We start from the raw sequence: 15,899 nt of genomic DNA on the forward strand, positions 1-15,899 counted from the left end.
CTCGGCGGGGCTTCTAATCGAGGTTGCCGACGAACTCGCCGATCTCTTTGACGAACCGGGCCGGATCCTCGACGAACGGTCCGTGGTCGCAGCCGTCCCAGAACGACGCCTGCGCGTTCGGCACGAGGTCGGCGGCGTGCCTGCCTGCCGCGACGTCCACGACGGAGTCCTCTGTGCCGTGGATCACCAGAACAGGGACGTCGAGCCGCCGCAGCAGGTCGTCGTGGCTCGCAGCGCGGTCGAAGAGCGCCGCACGTACCCGCGGCGGGGTGCTGAGGCTCGCACCGAACAACGCCTGAGACTGCGCACCCTTTCCTTCGGGCGGGCCGGTGAGGGCGGTCCCGAACGCGCCGAGCGCGCGAATGGCGACGCGCGGCTCTTCCGACATCGCACCGGGAACCGCTTCCCGCATCGCGGGGCCGACTTTGCCGCCCTTCTCGCCCCGACCGATGCTGGTGATCGCACCGACGAGCACCACCCCGTCGACCGCAGCGCTCCCGTGCGTGGCGAGATAATCGCAGATGACGAGCCCACCGTACGACCATCCGAGGAGGACGGCCCCGGACGTGACGTCTTCGGCGGCGAGGACCGCGCGCACGTCTCCGGCCCAGACCGCGGAGTCGTCGTATCCGGTGGCGGGCACGCCCGAATACCCGTGCCCGCGTAGATCGGGAGCGATCACCCGGTACCGGGCCGCCAGTTCGTCCAGCACCTCGATGCCCCAGCACTTCGAGGACTGCGCCCAGCCGTGCAGCAGGACGAGGGGGCGCGCGTCCTCGGCGCCGGTGACCGAGTAGACGAGCGGCGTTCCGTCGACGCCGAAGGTTTCACGAATAGCCATGCGGCCACCCTAGGGGGCCGCCGCCTCAGCCGGGCGCGTGCAAGTATTGCCCTCATGAGTGTCCTGGTGTGTTTCCACGCCCATCCCGACGACGAAGTGTTCACGACCGGCGGTGTGATGCGGCAGGCCGCGGATGCCGGTCATCGCGTGGTCGTCGTCACCGCCACGGACGGTGCGCTCGGCGAGGTTCCCGACGGGATCCTGAGCGAAGGCGAATCGCTCGCCGAACGGCGCAGGCGCGAGCTCGAGCACTCGACCGCCCTCCTCGGCGCCGCGCGGGTAGTGATGCTCCACTACGCGGACTCGGGGATGGCCGGGACGCCGGAGAACGACAACCCGGCTGCGTTCTGCAACGCCGACGTCGAGGAGGCGGCCGCCCGGCTGGCCGCCGTCCTCGTCGAGGAAGCCGCCGACGTCGTCACCATCTACGACCCCAACGGCGGGTACGGGCACCCCGACCACGTCCAGGTGCACCACGTGGGAGTCCGCGCCGCAGAGATGGCCGGTGTGCCGCACGTGTACGAGGCTGCCGTGAGCCGCGACCACATCCGGGGTCTGCTGGCCGCCAACCCTCAATGGTCCGAGGACGCGCAGCCGCCGGACCTCGACAGCTTCGGCCTACCCGAGTCGGAGATCACCACGGTCGTCGATGTCAGTGGGGTTCTCGAGGTCAAGCGGGCGGCGATGCATGCGCACGCCACCCAAATCGGCGATTTCGGGCCCTTCCTCGCCATGCCGGACGAGCAGCTTCGTGCGGTGTTCGGCCAGGAGTGGTTCCGCCGCCGCGGGGCGCCGGACGGTCTCGCGGAATCGTCGCTCCCGCTCTGAGGAACTCGACGCGTGAACTGCCTGCGGGGAGCGGACTCCGCGCCTAGCATCCACGGGTATGGGACCCGCCGATCTCCTCGCCAGCCTCAGGCGGTCCTGCGACCGGCGCGCTGATCCGATGTCTTCGTTGCTGCGCTCCTACCGCGCCACGGGAGCCGACCTGCCGTTCGGCAACCTCCTCGCAGCGCACGGCGTCGCAATGGAGGGTTACTTCTGGCGGTTCACCCAGCCGGCCACGGGCCAAGTGGTCATCGCGCTGGCCGGCATCAACCGCGCTGAGGACGGCCAGTGGTCGACGCTCGGCCTGGCCGCCCATCCCAGCCGGTTCCTGCGCACCGACGCCTACCCGGAGGGACACGCGGAGTCCGCTGGGCTGGGAGCGTTCGCAGGCAAGGCGTTCCGCGGCACCGCCGACCGCGTCCAGGTAGATCTCGGACCGGATGCGCGACTCGACGTCCGGGTGACCGATCGGGTCGGGTGGCCGCATCGCCGCTTCGGCGGATCCAGCGTCTTCCAGAGCGTTCCGGCGCTCAACCAGTACTGGCATCCGTGGTTGCTCGGTGGCAGAGCCGAGGGCACCGCGGTGCTCGGCGACACCGAAATCGATCTCGGCGGCGCACAGGTGTACGCCGAGAAGAACTGGGGCAAGGGCGGTTTCCCCGACTCCTGGTGGTGGGGGCAGGCTCAGGGATTCGCCGACCGCCGGGCGTGCGTGGCGTTCGCGGGCGGCGAGATCTCCGCAGGTCCGCTGCGGACCGAGGTGACCGCCGTGGTCGTCGCCCTGCCCGACGGCACCGTGTTTCGCCTCGGCAATCCCGTCACCTCCCCGGTACGAGCGCACGTGACCGAAGATCGCTGGTCGCTGCGGGGGCGAAACCGCACCTGGAGCGTCGAGATCGAGGGCACTTCACCGCTGGGCTCCGCACACGTGCTGCCGGTCCCGCTGCCCGAGGAACGTCGCAACATCGCGGGCGCCCTCGAACATCTCGCCGGGTCGATGAGCGTCACGGTCCGTCGCCGTGGTCGTCTCGTGTGGGCAGACGAATCTCCTCTGGCAGCGCTCGAACACGGGGGCATCGAGCGCGCCCGCGAGGAACTGGGGCGACGGGGAGCCGCGCCGGACGCCACTTCGGCGCCGCCCCTCAGCTGACCGCCGTCCGACCGCCCCGTTGCCGACGGAAAGGTCAGCTGCGCGGCCTGTACGCGCGCGGCTGACCAATCCATCCGCACCTACTGGAGAGACACACGCCGCATCGCACCGACCGGGTCCGAGTACAGAGCGCTCAATGACACCACCGTCGACGCATACTCCTGCACCCGGTTTCCGAAGCCCGTGATGCGAATGTCCTTGCGCTCCAAAGACGACGCTCGAGCGAACGCCTCGGCCACGTGCGGAATCCCGGCGGGATACTCGGTAAAGGCCTGACCACCGAGGATCACCCGATCCGGATTGAACAGGTCCCGCAGCATGGCCACCGTCCTACCCAGCACCTGAGCGCGGTCGACCAGAAGATCCTGCGCAGCAACCGATCCGGCCGCCGCCACCTTGTACAGCGCACTCATCGACGGCAGCCGTGCCGACTCCGGCAGGATGCCCGCCGACACTGCGGCGCCGAGAATTGCACGATCGCTGATCGTCGCTTCGAGGCATCCTCGCGAGCCGCAGGAGCACTGCGCCGAGGAACCGGTGGGGAGGTGTGCGATGGAACCCGGCCCACTCGACGGCGTGTGCACCCGGCCGTCGATGGTGATGGCAATTCCCGCGGTTTCGCGCGCGTAGAAGTACAGCCCCGTTTCACCCTGCGCCACGAAATCCTCACTGTCCGGGCTCAGTAACAGTTCCGACGCGGCCATCGCTTCGACGTGGGCGGCGACGGACACCGGCAATCCGAGCCCGGCGGCGATGATGGCTCCGACCTGCGCCGACTTCCACCCCAACCGGGGATGATCGACCACACCCGTCTGTGCATCGACGCGTCCACCGAGGGCGACGCCCGCCCACAGCGGACGGCGCCGGTGCCAGCGGGATGCGAAAGCCCGTGCGCTGCGGGCGATACCGGTCAGGGCCTCGGCGGACGGACCGCGCGGCGTCGGAACTTCCACAGCCCCGAGCACCTTTCCGCGCAAATCGCTCGCGAGGATGCTGGTCACCACGGCGCCGATGTGGATTCCCACGGTGAGGTACGGCTCGTGGTTCACCTCGAACGGGACGCGGGGACGACCGATCGCACCGGAGGGCGTGAGATCGCCGCGCTCGCGGAGCAACCCGAGATCGAGAAGCGCCGACACCTGACGATTGACGGTCGCAATACTGAGGCCGGTCGCCTTGGCAGCCACATCCCGCGACAGGGGGCCGCGAGCACGGGCCACGCGCAGGACACCGGCGGCGGGACCGTCGCTGATCCGCAGGTCGGGAGGAACGATGGTCAGGCGCGGACGAGACAGGGGACGCTGGAACCGCGTTGAGGCGCTCAGATTCGAACTGGAAAGAGTGGGGGTAGACACGGAGTAGTCCTTGCGTACGGAGGCGGTGCGCACCTTCGTCCGAACACGGCGTCGTCCCTGCGGGGACGCGGACGGCTGATCAGGAGAAGACTGCGCGGGTCAGCTGGAGACGCTGAAACAGCGACAACACAGTTCCCGCGCCAACGGCAGCCGCGATCCCAGCGCGGAAGTCACATAGGTGACCCGCGGAGCGGTCGGCTGGCCTGAGGACATGCCAAGAAAAATAGCACCTTCGGTCGCTTTCACCAATCTCTGCCGATTCGGCGGTCCCCGCGACTCTTGCGATCAGAGTGACGCCAAACCTTCCGGCGGTGGCGCGCCGATGGTTCGGTTGCAGGACTGCACATCGCTTCCGATACCCGAAAGGCCCATCATGTCTATCGATTTCGCGCCCGATCAGGTTGCCGACTCCCCTGCCGTTCCGGGTGCCGCCGGCGTCGTACAACTGGGCGAACACATCGGAGCCCGGATCGACGGTGTTCGGCTCGGCGGCGACCTCGACCCCGCCACGGTGTCGCTGATCCATCGGGCGCTGCTCACCCACAAAGTGATCTTCTTCCGCGGACAGCAGCACCTGACGGACGATTCCCAGTACGAGTTCGCGCAGCTGCTCGGCTCCCCCACCACCGCGCACCCCACCGTCACCTCCCGGGGAACCACCGTGCTGCCCATCGACTCCGACTACGGCAAGGCCAACAGCTGGCACACGGACGTGACCTTCGTCGACCGCATCCCGAAGGCGTCGATTCTGCGTGCCGTGCAACTTCCGACCTACGGCGGCTCCACCACCTGGGCGTCCGGGGTCGCGGCTTACAACGCGCTTCCGGAGCCTCTCAAGATTCTCGCCGAGAAGCTGTGGGCCACCCACACCAACGTCTACGACTACGCCGCGACGAGCGCGGAGCGGGCGCAGAACGAGAAGACGCAGGAGTACCGCGCCGAGTTCCAGTCCACCTACTTCGAGACGGTGCACCCGGTGGTGCGGGTGCACCCGGAGACCGGCGAACGCACCCTGCTGCTCGGCCATTTCGTGAAGAATCTCGTCGGCCTGAGCTCTGCGCAATCGCAGGCGCTGTTCCGGATTCTGCAGGATCACGCCATTTCCCTCGAGTACACGACCCGGTGGAACTGGCAGCCGGGCGATGTCGCCATCTGGGACAACCGCGCAACGCAGCACTACGCCATCGCCGATTACGGGGATCAGTACCGCCGGCTCAATCGCATCACCCTGGCCGGGGACGTGCCCGTCGACATCCACGGCGAACGCAGTCGCAGCATCGCAGGCGACGCGAGCAGCTACTCGGTCATCGACGAGCCCGCGCCCGTTCGCGGGTAAGGCTCGAGCCCTACCATGGCCGCATGATCATCTCACCCGACACCCGCGTCGCCGTTGTCACCGGAGCGAGCTCCGGAATCGGCGAAGCCACCGCCCGCACACTGGCTGACCAGGGTTTTCATGTGGTCATCGGAGCGAGGCGGGTGGATCGACTGGAAAAGATCGCCGGAGACATCGGGGGTACGGCGCTCGAGCTCGACGTCACCGACGACGACTCGGTGGACGCCTTCACGGCAGTCCTGCCCCGGGTGGATGTGCTGGTGAACAACGCGGGTGGGGCCAAGGGGCTGGCGCCGGTCCTCGACGCCGACCTCGACGACTGGCGCTGGATGTGGGAGACGAACGTCCTGGGAACCCTGCGGGTGACCAGGGCGCTCCTGCCCAAACTCGTCGACTCGGGCAACGGACTGATCGTCACCATCACGTCGGTGGCGGCGCTCGAGGCCTACGACAACGGCGCGGGCTACACCTCCGCCAAACACGCACAGGCCGTGCTGCATCGGACGCTGCGTGGAGAGTTGCTGGGCAAGCCCGTTCGCCTCACCGAGGTTGCGCCGGGCGCCGTGGAGACGGAGTTCTCGCTGGTGCGGTTCGAGGGCGACAAGGAGCGCGCCGACAAGGTGTACGAGGGGATCACTCCGCTGGTGGCCGCCGACGTCGCCGACATCATCGGGTTCGTGGCGTCGCGCCCCTCGCACGTCAACATCGATCAGATCGTCGTCAAGCCCCGAGATCAGGCCTCCTCGGGACGTTTCCACCGCACGACGTGACCTGAGACGTCAGTGACCGACAAGCCTCACTGCGGCTCGTCACCGGTCCCGTCCGTCGGCGCGGCGATCCTGATATTCGAGCAGTAGGACCACGGTCCACACCGCGGCAACGATCAACGCCACCGATCCCAACAGCATCCATCCCGCCACCGCAGCCCCCTACCGTTCGAACTGTCCCGAAAATCGAGACTCGTTCAGGTAGACGCAGCGGGAGTCGGTTCGGTTCCCCTACGCGAGCGCGGACATCGACTGCCAGGTCGGCCAATCGACGGCCCAGTCGTAGATGTCGCCGTCGGCTGCCGACAATTCGATGGAGGTGCCGGTGACCTCCACAGGATCGCCGTACATGGCCGTGCCGAAATACTGTTGGGCGTCGCCCAGCGACAGATTGATGCAGCCGTTGGTGACGTTCGACGACCCCTGCACTCCGAGGGTCTCGGGATTCGCGTGGATGAATTCGCCGTTGTTCGAGATGCGCACCGCCCACCGCTCGCGGACGTTCTCGTAGAACGGCGGGTTGGACATGAGGAAGTCCTCGTGCTTCTCCGTCACCATGTGGATGCCGCTTCGCGTGACGTTGCGCGGTTCGTTGCCCTCGCCGTAGCTGACCGGGATGTCCATGATGGTCTGGCCGTCCCGCACCACCTGCATACGGTGGCTGGGCGCGTTGGCAATCACGGTCTGACTGCGGCCGATGGTGAAGTCGAGCGACAGGTCCTCTGCTCCGTAGGCTCCGTCACCGAAGTCGAGCCCGTACAGCCTGGCGTCCAGATTCACGGTGGTGCCCGGTGCCCAGTAGTTCTGCGGTCGCCAGTGCGCACGCGACCCGTTGTCGTCCGGCAGCCAGGCCCACGACCCCGGAGTGGGCGGCGTCGTCGTCACCGTCATCGCCTTCTCCACCGCAGCCTTGTCTTCGACGGTGTCGTGAAACTGCACGATGATGGGGGCGGCGATACCGACCTCTCGACCGTCACCGATGTTCAGGTTGGCCGAGATCGTCTGCTCGGGTTGCACGGTGGTGAAGCCGCCGTCGACAGTGACCGTCTTGCCGTCGGTACCGACGGCAGTGCCCTGCCACGTGTAGGTGGCTCCGTAGCCGAGAGCCTCACCGACAGTGAACGTGGTTCGGTCGGGCGACAGGACGCCCTGTACGGCACGACCCTCCGCATTGACGAGAGCGATATCGGTGAAAGTGCCCTCGGTGGCGGTGGCGGTGGCCGAGACCGGCGACACCGGGTTCACGTCCTGCGAACCCGACTCCGGATTCTGGGTGACCTGAACCACCGGTTCGGGAGGGGCGACGGGCGTCCCGGATTGCGGGCCCACCGTGCAACCGGCGAGCAAGGCGACGAGAGCGATCAGCGCCGCCGCGACATACGCGACCCGCTTCGGGCTTGTCCGAGAACCCAGTTCATGCACGACTGACACGTTACCTGCGCTACGGACCGACCTTTCAGACCGCGCAGCCTACCGTGACGGGTTCCGGTTCGAGGCGGACACCGAACGCCGACTGGACACCGTCCCGCACGTCCCGCGCAAGGGCCAGGAGATCCTCGGTCTTCGCCGCGCCGCGATTGGTGAGTGCCAGGGTGTGCTTGGTGGACAAGCGGGCTGCAGCGCCTTCGGCGGGATACCCCTTCGAGAACCCGGCCCGCTCGATCAGCCATCCGGCGGAGAGCTTGGTGCCCGTGGCGGCCGGATACTGCGGCACCGAGACGTCACCGAGTCGAGCTTCGACGGCAGCGAGAACGGCGGCCAGTTCGCTGTCGGGCACGACGGGATTGGTGAAGAATGACCCCGCACTCCAGGTGTCGTAATCGTCGGGGTCGAGCACCATGCCTTTGCTTCTGCGCAGGTCGAGGACGGCGTCGCGGACCTCGACCGACGGTCGCCGGTCCCCTTCCTCCGCGTCCAGGGCAGAGAACAGTTCCCGGTAGCGCAACGGCTCGCTCAAACCGTCCCGGTGCACTGTCAGTTCCACCGCGAGCACGAGAGCGGCGTCGGTGTGTTTCAGGACGCTCGTGCGGTACCCGAGTCCCAGTGCGTCGGGCTGCACCCATCGGACCTCGCCGGTGCGGCGGTCGAGGAGCCGCACGCGCCGCAACATGGTGCCGATCTCGACGCCGTACGCCCCGACGTTCTGCACCGGAGTGGCACCCGTCGAGCCGGGGATCCCGGACAGACATTCGAGCCCGCCGAGTTCGGCGGCGACGGTCTGCGCCACGACCTGATCCCACTCGGCACCGGCCTCGGCAGTGACGAATCCCTCGTCGAATTCCACGGTGGTGTTCGACACACGGACCACCACGCCGTCGAAACCGTCGTCACCGACCACCAGATTGGAACCGCCCGCGAGGATCAGCGTCGGTATGCCACTCGCGTCGAGCAGGCGGATCACATCGACCAGCACCTCGGTGGTCGGGCACTCGGCCACGATGCGCGCCGGCCCGCCCACCCGCAGGGTGGTCATTTCCGAGAAGTCGAGATTCTCGGACACGAAGGCGCCGGAATCGACGAGTTGACTGACAATGCTCACATCCCACACATCCGCAAACGGTAGCCTGCGGACCGTGAGCCGCCGCATCGAGCATTCCTCGACCTACTCCTTCCCCGTCGAACAGGTCCACGCCGGCCTGACCACCGAGCAGTACTGGCGCGACCGGATCGCCGAGGTCGGCGGGCCGGGAGCCACGCTCGACGAGGTCACGACCGGGCCCGGGACCATCTCGGTGTCCATGTCGCAGTCGATTCCCGCCGAGCATCTGCCGAGCATCGTCGCGAAGGTCCGATCGGGGGACCTCGTGATCGCGCGCACCGAAACCTGGAACGCGCTCGACGGCGGTCGCGCGTCCGGCACCTTCACTGCTCGGGTCACCGGCGCACCCGCTGAGATCTCGGGATCGCAAACCCTCACCAGCGAGGGCTCCGGCACGAAAGTCCAGGTCACCGGCAAGGCCGAGGTCAAAATCCCGTTGATCGGCGGCAAGATCGAAGGCGCCATCGGAGACGAGGTGCTGCGCCTGATCGACAAGGAGCAGGAGTTCACGCAGCGGTGGCTCGGCGCCTGACGCCCGCCGAGCGGCGTCTCGACGGTCCCCGACCTGGGGCGGGCGTCGATTGTGTTCGGTCACAGTCCGGTAACCTTGACGATCATGGCTCGCCGCATCGACTACTCAGCCCGTTACAAGCACACCCCGAAAGAGGTGTACGGCGCGTTCACCAACCGCGACTACTGGGACGCGCGCATCGAGGAGATGCGGAAGTACTCCGAGAACCACATCGAGCACTTCGAGGTCAGCGACGACGGAATCGACATCGTCCTTCACCACATCCTGCCGCGCTCCGAACTCCCGGAGATCGCGCAGACCGTGATGAAGAAAGACATGGTCATCACCCGTAAGGAGTCGTACACCCCGTTCGGTGACCCGACCACCGGAACGTACGAGGCATCGATCCCCGCCGGACCCGGCAGCCTGACGGGCACCATGAAACTGTTCGCCACCGACACCGGATGCACGTTCCGCACGTCGTCCGAGGCGAAGGTGTACCTGCCGTTCATCGGCGGGAAGCTCGAGCAGCTGATGCTCGTCAACCTCATCGACCTCTTCCGCGCCGAGGCCGAGATCACCGAAAACTGGTTGTCGCAGCAGTAGCTTCCACAGCACACAGCTCCCATGACTTCAGCGACGCTGAGGCGGCCCCGTGGTGCCCAGGCCGGCCTCACCCCCCGGGGTGTCATCACTCGGGGCACTACCGGCATCAACCGTCTGCGGCGCAGCGATCGCTGGCTCGTGAACGACGCGTTGGTGCGCCGCACGCTCGGGGACAGCGCCGACCCACTCGTCGTCGACCTCGGTTACGGCAATCGCCCGCACACCACCTTCGAACTCGCCGACCGACTCCTCTCGGTGCGGCGGGATCGACGGGTGGTGGGTCTCGAGATCGATCCCGAACGGGTGGTCGAGGGCGGCAACGGAGTGAGTTTCGCGCGGGGCGGTTTCGAATTGTCCGGCCTGCGGCCGGTCTTCGTCCGCGCATTCAATGTGCTGCGGCAGTATCCGGAGGAGTCGGTCGGGCCGGCCTGGGCACTCATGCAGGCCGGCCTTGCGCCGGGCGGGCTGATTCTCGAGGGCACGTGTGACGAACTCGGCCGACGCTGCGCCTGGGTGTTACTCGACGCCACCGGCCCCCTGTCGCTGACGCTGGCCTGGGATCCTTTCGACGTCGAGACTCCATCGGACATCGCCGAACGCCTGCCGAAGGCGCTGATCCACCGCAACGTTCCCGGCGAACCGATCCACGCGCTGCTCGCCGCCGTCGACCGGGCCTGGGCCATCGCCGCACCGCACGGCTCGTTCGGTCCCCGGGTGCGGTGGCGAGCGTCCCTGCAACTGCTGCGTGCGCAGGGTGTCCCGGTGCAAGCGCAGCGCAGGCGTATTCGCGACAACGTGCTCACCGTTCCGTGGGACCTGGTGGCGCCGGCGCAGTCGCCGAGGTAATCCCCTACTGCCCCACAGAGCCGTCCCGTCCCGTTCCTCACCGAAAGACGTTGCGCGTCGGGATTGTTCGGCGGGGCCTTCGTCAGGTGCAGGTGGCCAGCGCATGCTCGACGCGCTGAGCTACCTGCGCGGGCAGCAACCCACACTCGCCGTGCAGGGTCCGCACATCCAGGCGACCGATCGCGACCCCGTCGGAGACCACCTCGTCGAGCAGTTCCTGTGAGATGCCGCTGGCGGCGAGGTCGAGCGCGGTACACGTCGGTGTGGTGATCCGCAGCGGTCCCACCTGCTCGCAGTCCTCCGCGCGAAGCGAACGGCGGTGCAGCGCCAGTTGCTGCGTGGGCGAGGGTGGCGACAGCACGGTGGAGAGGTGGATGAACCGCGGGTACAAGTGCCCGAGACCGTGCAGTTCGGCCGCGCTCTGGTGCGAGACGGCCGCGGCGGCACCGAACCACGTGCACCACTTCGCGAACTCGTCGAGGTCGGAGTGGGGACTGCCGTTCAGTCGGAACAGGTCTCGCTCGATCTTGTCCCAAGACCCTGCGCTGACGTGTTCACCGATCTCATCGGCCGTGAAGCCGAGGCGCAGCACTTGCGCCGTGGTGAAATATCCGGCTTGCGCCGTAGCGAGACGTGTCAGTTCTTCGCCGACACCGTCACGCCCGGGGCCGCCGGGACGTGGAGCCAACCATCCGGACATTCCCTCACATTACGGTCTCTTGTGTCGTGAATCACACTTTCTCGCGAACTTTGCGTGCGCCCCGCGGCGGTATTCACAGAAATTGTTCAGAGTTGTCGGGAAGAATCCGTGCAATGGCAGCCCGAACGAACTCCGCATCCCGAAGTAACCGTGTGCTCGTCATCTCGCTGATCGTCATCGCCGCGCTCGTCGCCGTGCTGGTCGGCGGTGAACTCTATGTCCGCCACAGCGTGAAGAGCTGCATGGCAGATCAGTTCGAGAGCCAACTCGGGTCCAAGGTGGACGTGGGCCTGAGCTGGAAACCCGTGTTGCTGCAATCGCTGGACAAGAACGTTCCCTACATCACCATCGACAGTGACGACACGAAGTTCGGTCCCGCAGTGGGAATGCAGGTCAACGCCCAGATCAACGACATCCGCATCGAGGACACCCCCGAGAGCAGCGGCACCATCGGCAGCTCGGACGCCCACATTCACTGGTCGACCGAGGGAATCCTGGCGACGCTGCAGCAGCAGGCGTTCGGCTCCCTCGTCAGCGCCGTCAAGGCGGATGCGGACGCCGGGACCCTGACCTTCTCGGTCGGTCCTGCCGGACTCGCCGAGCTGACCGTCCGGCCCGAGGCCGGCGGCGGAACCGTTCAGGTGAAGACGGTGAACGCCGAGATTCTCGGGTTCGGCCTTCCCACCGACCTGGTCGACGGAATCGTGCAGACCCTCACCTCGAGCCTGCAGACCTACCCGCTCGGAATGCAGCCGACCTCGCTGGAGGTCACCGACGACGCCATCGACATCACCCTCGAGGGTGGCGCATACACGATGCCGGCAGCCGGTACCCAGCAGCAGCAGGAACAGCAGCAGAGCAGCTGCGGGCTCCTCGTCTGATCGAGCGGACGGGTCAGTCGGGCAGCCCGTCGAGGACGGCGCGGGTTCCCGACAGGCCTAGTCGCGTCGCTCCTGCGTCGATCATGTCGATCGCTGCCTGGGCGGTGCGGATGCCCCCGCTCGCCTTCACGCCGATCCGTCCTCCGACGGTCTGGGCCATCAGCCGTACGGCGTCGACCGACGCTCCGCCCGCAGGATGAAATCCGGTGGAGGTCTTGACGAAGTTGGCACCTGCGCGTTCGGCGGCGCGGCACGACTCCACGATGGCATGGTCGGTGAGGGCCGCTGTTTCGAGGATCACCTTCAGCACCGGGCCGTCGCCGATGGCCTCGCGCACGGTGAGCACGTCGGCGAGGACGGCGTTGAAATCACCCGCCACCGCGGCGCCGATGTCGATCACCATGTCGATTTCCTGCGCGCCCTGATCGACCGCGAGCCGGGCTTCGGCACCCTTGACGAGTGAGTGGTGTTTTCCCGACGGGAACCCGACCACTGCCGCCGTGACCAGACCCGCGGCCCGGACGGGCAGCATCGACGGTGACACGCAGATCGCGAGAACGCCGAGCGAGCGGGCCTCGGTGATGAGCGCGTCGACGTCGGCGGTGGTCGCTTCGGGTTTGAGAAGTGTGTGGTCGACGAGGGCGGCCACCTGGGAACGGGTCAGTGCAACGTCCGGCATGCTCCGAGCTTCGCACAACGCCGCCGGGGACCCGCGTCCACGGCCTAGCATCGCGGTATGACCAATCCCGGAGCGATCTTCGACGAGGCCTGCCAGGAGTTCGATCGACTCACCACGGCAGTGTGGTCCCCGGCCGGGCAGTCCCTCGTCTTCCAGCTCGGACTGCACCCCGGCGATGCCGTACTCGACGTGTGTTGTGGTGCAGGAGCTTCGGCCATCCCCGCCGCTACCGCCGTAGGGCCCACCGGGCTGGTCCATGCCGTCGACCTCGCAGACGAACTGCTCGAACAGGGCCGGGTGAAGAGCGCGGAACGCGGCTTGAAGAACATCGAGTTCGTGTGTGCGGACGCCACCACCTGGGAGCCGCCGAGCACGGTGCCTTCGGCCGGTTACGACGCGCTCGCATGCTCGTACGGCGTCTTCTTCCTGCCACACATGGATGCGGCCTTCACCCGGCTCGCCGGTTTGGTCAGACCCGGTGGGAAGGTGGGGATCACCGTGTGGCGACGCGGAGCGCTGCGCGAATTCGCCGACGCGTTCCTGGCCGCAGTCGCCCGGCAGCAGGAACCGGCACCGGAGCAGAGCGCGTCTCGGTTCGACGTTCTCGATCGCATCGACACCCCGGACGGTCTCCGTCAGTGGCTGGCCGACCTCGGTGCGGAGTCCACGGAGGTCCGTGAGTTGTCCAATCTGATCCCCGCGACACCGGAGTTCGCCTGGGATCTCGTGCTGGGTGGGGCACTGCGCGGAGCCCTCTCGCCCTTCGACGACAACACCGTCGAAGTGATTCGCCGGGACTTCCTGCAGCTCCTGACCGAGCGGGCGATCCATGACGTCGACGCCGGAACTCTGGTGGGTACCGCAGTCGTGACCGGCCGGCGGGCCACCTGAAAGACTGTTGCCCATGAGCACTGCTTCTTCCGACGATCACCGGTACGTTCTGTCCCTCGGCTGCCCCGACCGCACCGGCATCGTCGCCCGGATCTCGACGTTTCTCGCCGAGGTGGGCGGGTGGATCGTCGAGGCCGCGTATCACGCCGACGCCGACACCGGCTGGTTCTTCACCCGGCAGGCCGTGCGGGCGTCGTCGGTGCACATGTCGATCGACGAGCTGCGCGAACGATTCGCTGCCGTCGCGGCCGAGCTGGGCCCGGACACGGAATGGACGGTGTCCGACACGGGTGAACGCAAGCGTGTGGTGCTGCTCGTGAGCAAGGAAGCGCACTGTCTGCACGACCTGTTGGGTCGGGCGGCGGGCGGCGAGCTGCCGGCAGACATTTGCGCGGTGATCGGCAATCACCGCGACCTCGAGAGCGTCACCCGACGCCACGGCATCGACTTCCACCATGTGCCCTTCCCCAAGGATCCGGCCGAACGTGGTCCGGCCTTCGAGCAGGTCCGGGAACTCGTCGACGCGCACGATCCGCACGCTGTCGTCCTCGCCCGGTTCATGCAGGTGCTGCCCTCGGAACTGTGTGAGCACTGGGCGGGACGCGCCCTCAACATCCACCACAGCTTCTTGCCGTCGTTCGTCGGCGCCCGCCCGTATCACCAGGCCTTCGCACGGGGAGTGAAACTGATCGGCGCCACCTGCCACTACGTGACGGCAGAGCTGGACGCAGGCCCCATCATCGAACAGGACGTGATTCGCGTCGATCACGCCGACGAGGTCGCGGACATGGTGCGGCAGGGCCGCGACATCGAAAAGCTCGTGCTGTCCCGCGGCCTGCGCTGGCACCTCGAGGACCGCGTCCTCGTGCACGGCCGGAAGACCGTGGTCTTCAGCTGAAAAACCGCTGCGGCTACAGGTTGCGCAGCCGGACGATCTCCTTGTCGAACTCGTCGATGTTCTCGACGGAACTCATGTGCCCGACACCGGGGAGCACGATGAGCCGGTCGAGATGTCCCGCTTCGTCCAGCACGCGAGCGAGCTTGCGTGCGTGGACCGGTGGTGTGAGCCGGTCCATGGACCCGACGAGCACGGTGGTCGGCACAGTGAGGTGGTCGAGAGCTTCGTGGATGTCGAGCCCGCTCAGCGCGGCACCCCAGCCCCCGCGAATGCGGGGCTGGCACTCGCGCACGATGTTCTCGCAGAAGCTGACCTCGGCGGGACTGGCGTTCGGCGACATCGCCACGTACTGGATCGCCCGGGTCATCACCGGTGAAGACACCAGCGGCATCGGGGCGCTCAGCACCGCACGGCCGACCGGGACCGGCACTCGCGGGAAGCGATTCGGGAGGGGAATCACCGTGGTCTCGGCGATGAGCCGGTCGCAGGCGGTGCTGGCGAGCAGGACCGCGGACGCATACTTCTGTACCTCGTCGGGATGACGGCCGGCCCAGGCCATGATGCTCATGCCGCCCATGCTGTGGCCGACCAGGACGGCCTTCTTGTCCTCGCGGACAGTCGCCCTCAGTACCTCGGACAGGTCGTCGGCGAGGACGTCGGGGCCGAGAGCGAGGGAGCCGACGGTGCTCCGACCGTGCCCGCGCTGGTCGTAGGTGATCACGCGGTATTCGCCTGAGAGGGCGTTCACCTGCGGGTACCAGTACTCGGTCGAGCAGGCCCAGCCGTGGCTGAACACGATGGGGTCGCCGTCCACCGGACCATAGGCGCGCACGTACAGGGTGGCGCCGTCGTCGGTGACGATCTCGTTGACGTCGGGTCGCAGGCTCGGGGTACGCAGCAGGTCGTTCGGTGCAACCTCGGTCGTCAGCGTCAGACCACGGGTGGAGCGCTTGTGCCGAATCGCCGCTGCTGCGGCGAAGGCAGCGCCCACTCCCGCGACGCCGGCGAGTGCCCGCAGGGCGGTGGTGCGCGAACTGCTGGTCATTCTTACCCCTGTCATCTGGGTGACAC

17 protein-coding genes are annotated in these 15,899 nt (G+C 67.4%); 10 read left to right on the plus strand and 7 right to left on the minus strand.

The genetic code is table 11. From position 1 onward, the window contains the following. Positions 1-13: 13 nt before the first annotated feature. A complete protein-coding gene (locus tag R4P95_RS02160) occupies positions 14-841 on the minus strand; it encodes an alpha/beta fold hydrolase (RefSeq protein WP_213573122.1) in 828 nt (275 codons plus the stop codon). A 54-nt stretch (positions 842-895) separates the two neighbouring features. Here R4P95_RS02160 and R4P95_RS02165 point away from each other — a divergent pair, with 54 nt between their 5' ends. Both R4P95_RS02165 and R4P95_RS02170 read left to right on the plus strand, forming a co-directional pair. After that, a complete protein-coding gene (locus tag R4P95_RS02165; RefSeq protein ID WP_250772736.1) occupies positions 896-1,669 on the plus strand; it encodes a PIG-L family deacetylase in 774 nt (257 codons plus the stop codon). 118 nt (positions 1,670-1,787) lie between these two features. Continuing rightward, complete coding sequence (locus R4P95_RS02170) at positions 1,788-2,819, plus strand: tocopherol cyclase family protein (protein ID WP_317743927.1); 1,032 nt, start codon at positions 1,788-1,790, stop codon at positions 2,817-2,819. An 80-nt stretch (positions 2,820-2,899) separates the two neighbouring features. Here R4P95_RS02170 and R4P95_RS02175 read toward each other — a convergent pair whose 3' ends face one another. After that, positions 2,900-4,174, minus strand: a complete 1,275-nt coding sequence (locus R4P95_RS02175; protein ID WP_213573125.1) for an ROK family transcriptional regulator — start codon at positions 4,172-4,174, stop codon at positions 2,900-2,902. A gap of 373 nt (positions 4,175-4,547) precedes the next feature. Between R4P95_RS02175 and R4P95_RS02180 the strand changes: the two genes are divergently transcribed. Then, positions 4,548-5,510: a TauD/TfdA family dioxygenase gene (locus tag R4P95_RS02180; RefSeq protein WP_317743459.1), complete on the plus strand. Its 963-nt coding sequence runs from the start codon at positions 4,548-4,550 to the stop codon at positions 5,508-5,510. Between the two features lie 23 nt (positions 5,511-5,533). Continuing rightward, positions 5,534-6,280: an SDR family NAD(P)-dependent oxidoreductase gene (locus R4P95_RS02185; protein ID WP_109327803.1), complete on the plus strand. Its 747-nt coding sequence runs from the start codon at positions 5,534-5,536 to the stop codon at positions 6,278-6,280. 228 nt (positions 6,281-6,508) lie between these two features. On the opposite strand, the gene R4P95_RS02190 is transcribed toward R4P95_RS02185, so the two are convergent. Both R4P95_RS02190 and R4P95_RS02195 read right to left on the minus strand, forming a co-directional pair. Next, positions 6,509-7,699 carry an Ig-like domain-containing protein gene (locus R4P95_RS02190; RefSeq protein WP_317743460.1) on the minus strand — a complete coding sequence of 397 codons (1,191 nt, stop codon included), beginning with the start codon at positions 7,697-7,699 and terminating at the stop codon, positions 6,509-6,511. A 34-nt stretch (positions 7,700-7,733) separates the two neighbouring features. Then, entirely contained in the window at positions 7,734-8,825 is a 1,092-nt protein-coding gene (locus tag R4P95_RS02195; RefSeq protein WP_249354679.1) for a UDP-N-acetylmuramate dehydrogenase, read from the minus strand. Between the two features lie 25 nt (positions 8,826-8,850). Here R4P95_RS02195 and R4P95_RS02200 point away from each other — a divergent pair, with 25 nt between their 5' ends. The 3 genes from R4P95_RS02200 to R4P95_RS02210 all read left to right on the plus strand — a co-directional run bounded on the left by R4P95_RS02200 (position 8,851) and on the right by R4P95_RS02210 (position 10,779). Beyond that, positions 8,851-9,348, plus strand: a complete 498-nt coding sequence (locus tag R4P95_RS02200) for a DUF2505 domain-containing protein (protein ID WP_204164888.1) — start codon at positions 8,851-8,853, stop codon at positions 9,346-9,348. Between the two features lie 84 nt (positions 9,349-9,432). Then, on the plus strand, positions 9,433-9,933 hold the full coding sequence (locus R4P95_RS02205; protein WP_213573130.1) for a DUF2505 domain-containing protein: 501 nt from the start codon (positions 9,433-9,435) through the stop codon (positions 9,931-9,933). 21 nt (positions 9,934-9,954) lie between these two features. Continuing rightward, positions 9,955-10,779 (plus strand): class I SAM-dependent methyltransferase, encoded by an 825-nt coding sequence (locus R4P95_RS02210; RefSeq protein ID WP_213573131.1) that lies wholly within the window; start codon positions 9,955-9,957, stop codon positions 10,777-10,779. An 82-nt stretch (positions 10,780-10,861) separates the two neighbouring features. Here R4P95_RS02210 and R4P95_RS02215 read toward each other — a convergent pair whose 3' ends face one another. Next, the gene (locus tag R4P95_RS02215) at positions 10,862-11,479 is read right to left on the minus strand and encodes a type IV toxin-antitoxin system AbiEi family antitoxin domain-containing protein (protein ID WP_213573132.1); all 618 of its coding nucleotides are present in this window, start codon (positions 11,477-11,479) and stop codon (positions 10,862-10,864) included. Between the two features lie 113 nt (positions 11,480-11,592). On the opposite strand from R4P95_RS02215, the gene R4P95_RS02220 reads away from it, so the two are divergent. After that, on the plus strand, positions 11,593-12,360 hold the full coding sequence (locus R4P95_RS02220) for a DUF2993 domain-containing protein (protein WP_317743461.1): 768 nt from the start codon (positions 11,593-11,595) through the stop codon (positions 12,358-12,360). A gap of 13 nt (positions 12,361-12,373) precedes the next feature. Here R4P95_RS02220 and deoC read toward each other — a convergent pair whose 3' ends face one another. Then, positions 12,374-13,039 carry a deoxyribose-phosphate aldolase gene (gene deoC, locus R4P95_RS02225; protein WP_213573134.1) on the minus strand — a complete coding sequence of 222 codons (666 nt, stop codon included), beginning with the start codon at positions 13,037-13,039 and terminating at the stop codon, positions 12,374-12,376. A 57-nt stretch (positions 13,040-13,096) separates the two neighbouring features. Here deoC and R4P95_RS02230 point away from each other — a divergent pair, with 57 nt between their 5' ends. Both R4P95_RS02230 and purU read left to right on the plus strand, forming a co-directional pair. Continuing rightward, positions 13,097-13,930 carry a class I SAM-dependent methyltransferase gene (locus tag R4P95_RS02230; protein ID WP_213573135.1) on the plus strand — a complete coding sequence of 278 codons (834 nt, stop codon included), beginning with the start codon at positions 13,097-13,099 and terminating at the stop codon, positions 13,928-13,930. Positions 13,931-13,943: 13 nt separating this feature from the next. Beyond that, the gene (gene purU, locus R4P95_RS02235; protein WP_213573136.1) at positions 13,944-14,828 is read left to right on the plus strand and encodes a formyltetrahydrofolate deformylase; all 885 of its coding nucleotides are present in this window, start codon (positions 13,944-13,946) and stop codon (positions 14,826-14,828) included. Positions 14,829-14,841: 13 nt separating this feature from the next. On the opposite strand, the gene R4P95_RS02240 is transcribed toward purU, so the two are convergent. After that, on the minus strand, positions 14,842-15,873 hold the full coding sequence (locus R4P95_RS02240) for an alpha/beta fold hydrolase (protein ID WP_213573137.1): 1,032 nt from the start codon (positions 15,871-15,873) through the stop codon (positions 14,842-14,844). Positions 15,874-15,899 lie beyond the last annotated feature (26 nt).

Source organism: Rhodococcus sp. IEGM 27 (assembly GCF_033142305.1).
In the GTDB taxonomy this organism is placed as follows: domain Bacteria; phylum Actinomycetota; class Actinomycetes; order Mycobacteriales; family Mycobacteriaceae; genus Rhodococcus_F; species Rhodococcus_F oxybenzonivorans.

Coding starts and splice junctions, on each gene's coding strand:
- R4P95_RS02160 (WP_213573122.1), bottom strand. CDS start 841: ATGGCTATTCGTGAAACCTTCGGCGTCGACGGAACGCCGCTCGTCTAC.
- R4P95_RS02165 (WP_250772736.1), top strand. CDS start 896: ATGAGTGTCCTGGTGTGTTTCCACGCCCATCCCGACGACGAAGTGTTC.
- R4P95_RS02170 (WP_317743927.1), top strand. CDS start 1,788: ATGTCTTCGTTGCTGCGCTCCTACCGCGCCACGGGAGCCGACCTGCCG.
- R4P95_RS02180 (WP_317743459.1), top strand. CDS start 4,548: ATGTCTATCGATTTCGCGCCCGATCAGGTTGCCGACTCCCCTGCCGTT.
- R4P95_RS02185 (WP_109327803.1), top strand. CDS start 5,534: ATGATCATCTCACCCGACACCCGCGTCGCCGTTGTCACCGGAGCGAGC.
- R4P95_RS02205 (WP_213573130.1), top strand. CDS start 9,433: ATGGCTCGCCGCATCGACTACTCAGCCCGTTACAAGCACACCCCGAAA.
- R4P95_RS02210 (WP_213573131.1), top strand. CDS start 9,955: ATGACTTCAGCGACGCTGAGGCGGCCCCGTGGTGCCCAGGCCGGCCTC.
- R4P95_RS02215 (WP_213573132.1), bottom strand. CDS start 11,479: ATGTCCGGATGGTTGGCTCCACGTCCCGGCGGCCCCGGGCGTGACGGT.
- R4P95_RS02220 (WP_317743461.1), top strand. CDS start 11,593: ATGGCAGCCCGAACGAACTCCGCATCCCGAAGTAACCGTGTGCTCGTC.
- deoC (WP_213573134.1), bottom strand. CDS start 13,039: ATGCCGGACGTTGCACTGACCCGTTCCCAGGTGGCCGCCCTCGTCGAC.
- R4P95_RS02230 (WP_213573135.1), top strand. CDS start 13,097: ATGACCAATCCCGGAGCGATCTTCGACGAGGCCTGCCAGGAGTTCGAT.
- purU (WP_213573136.1), top strand. CDS start 13,944: ATGAGCACTGCTTCTTCCGACGATCACCGGTACGTTCTGTCCCTCGGC.
- R4P95_RS02240 (WP_213573137.1), bottom strand. CDS start 15,873: ATGACCAGCAGTTCGCGCACCACCGCCCTGCGGGCACTCGCCGGCGTC.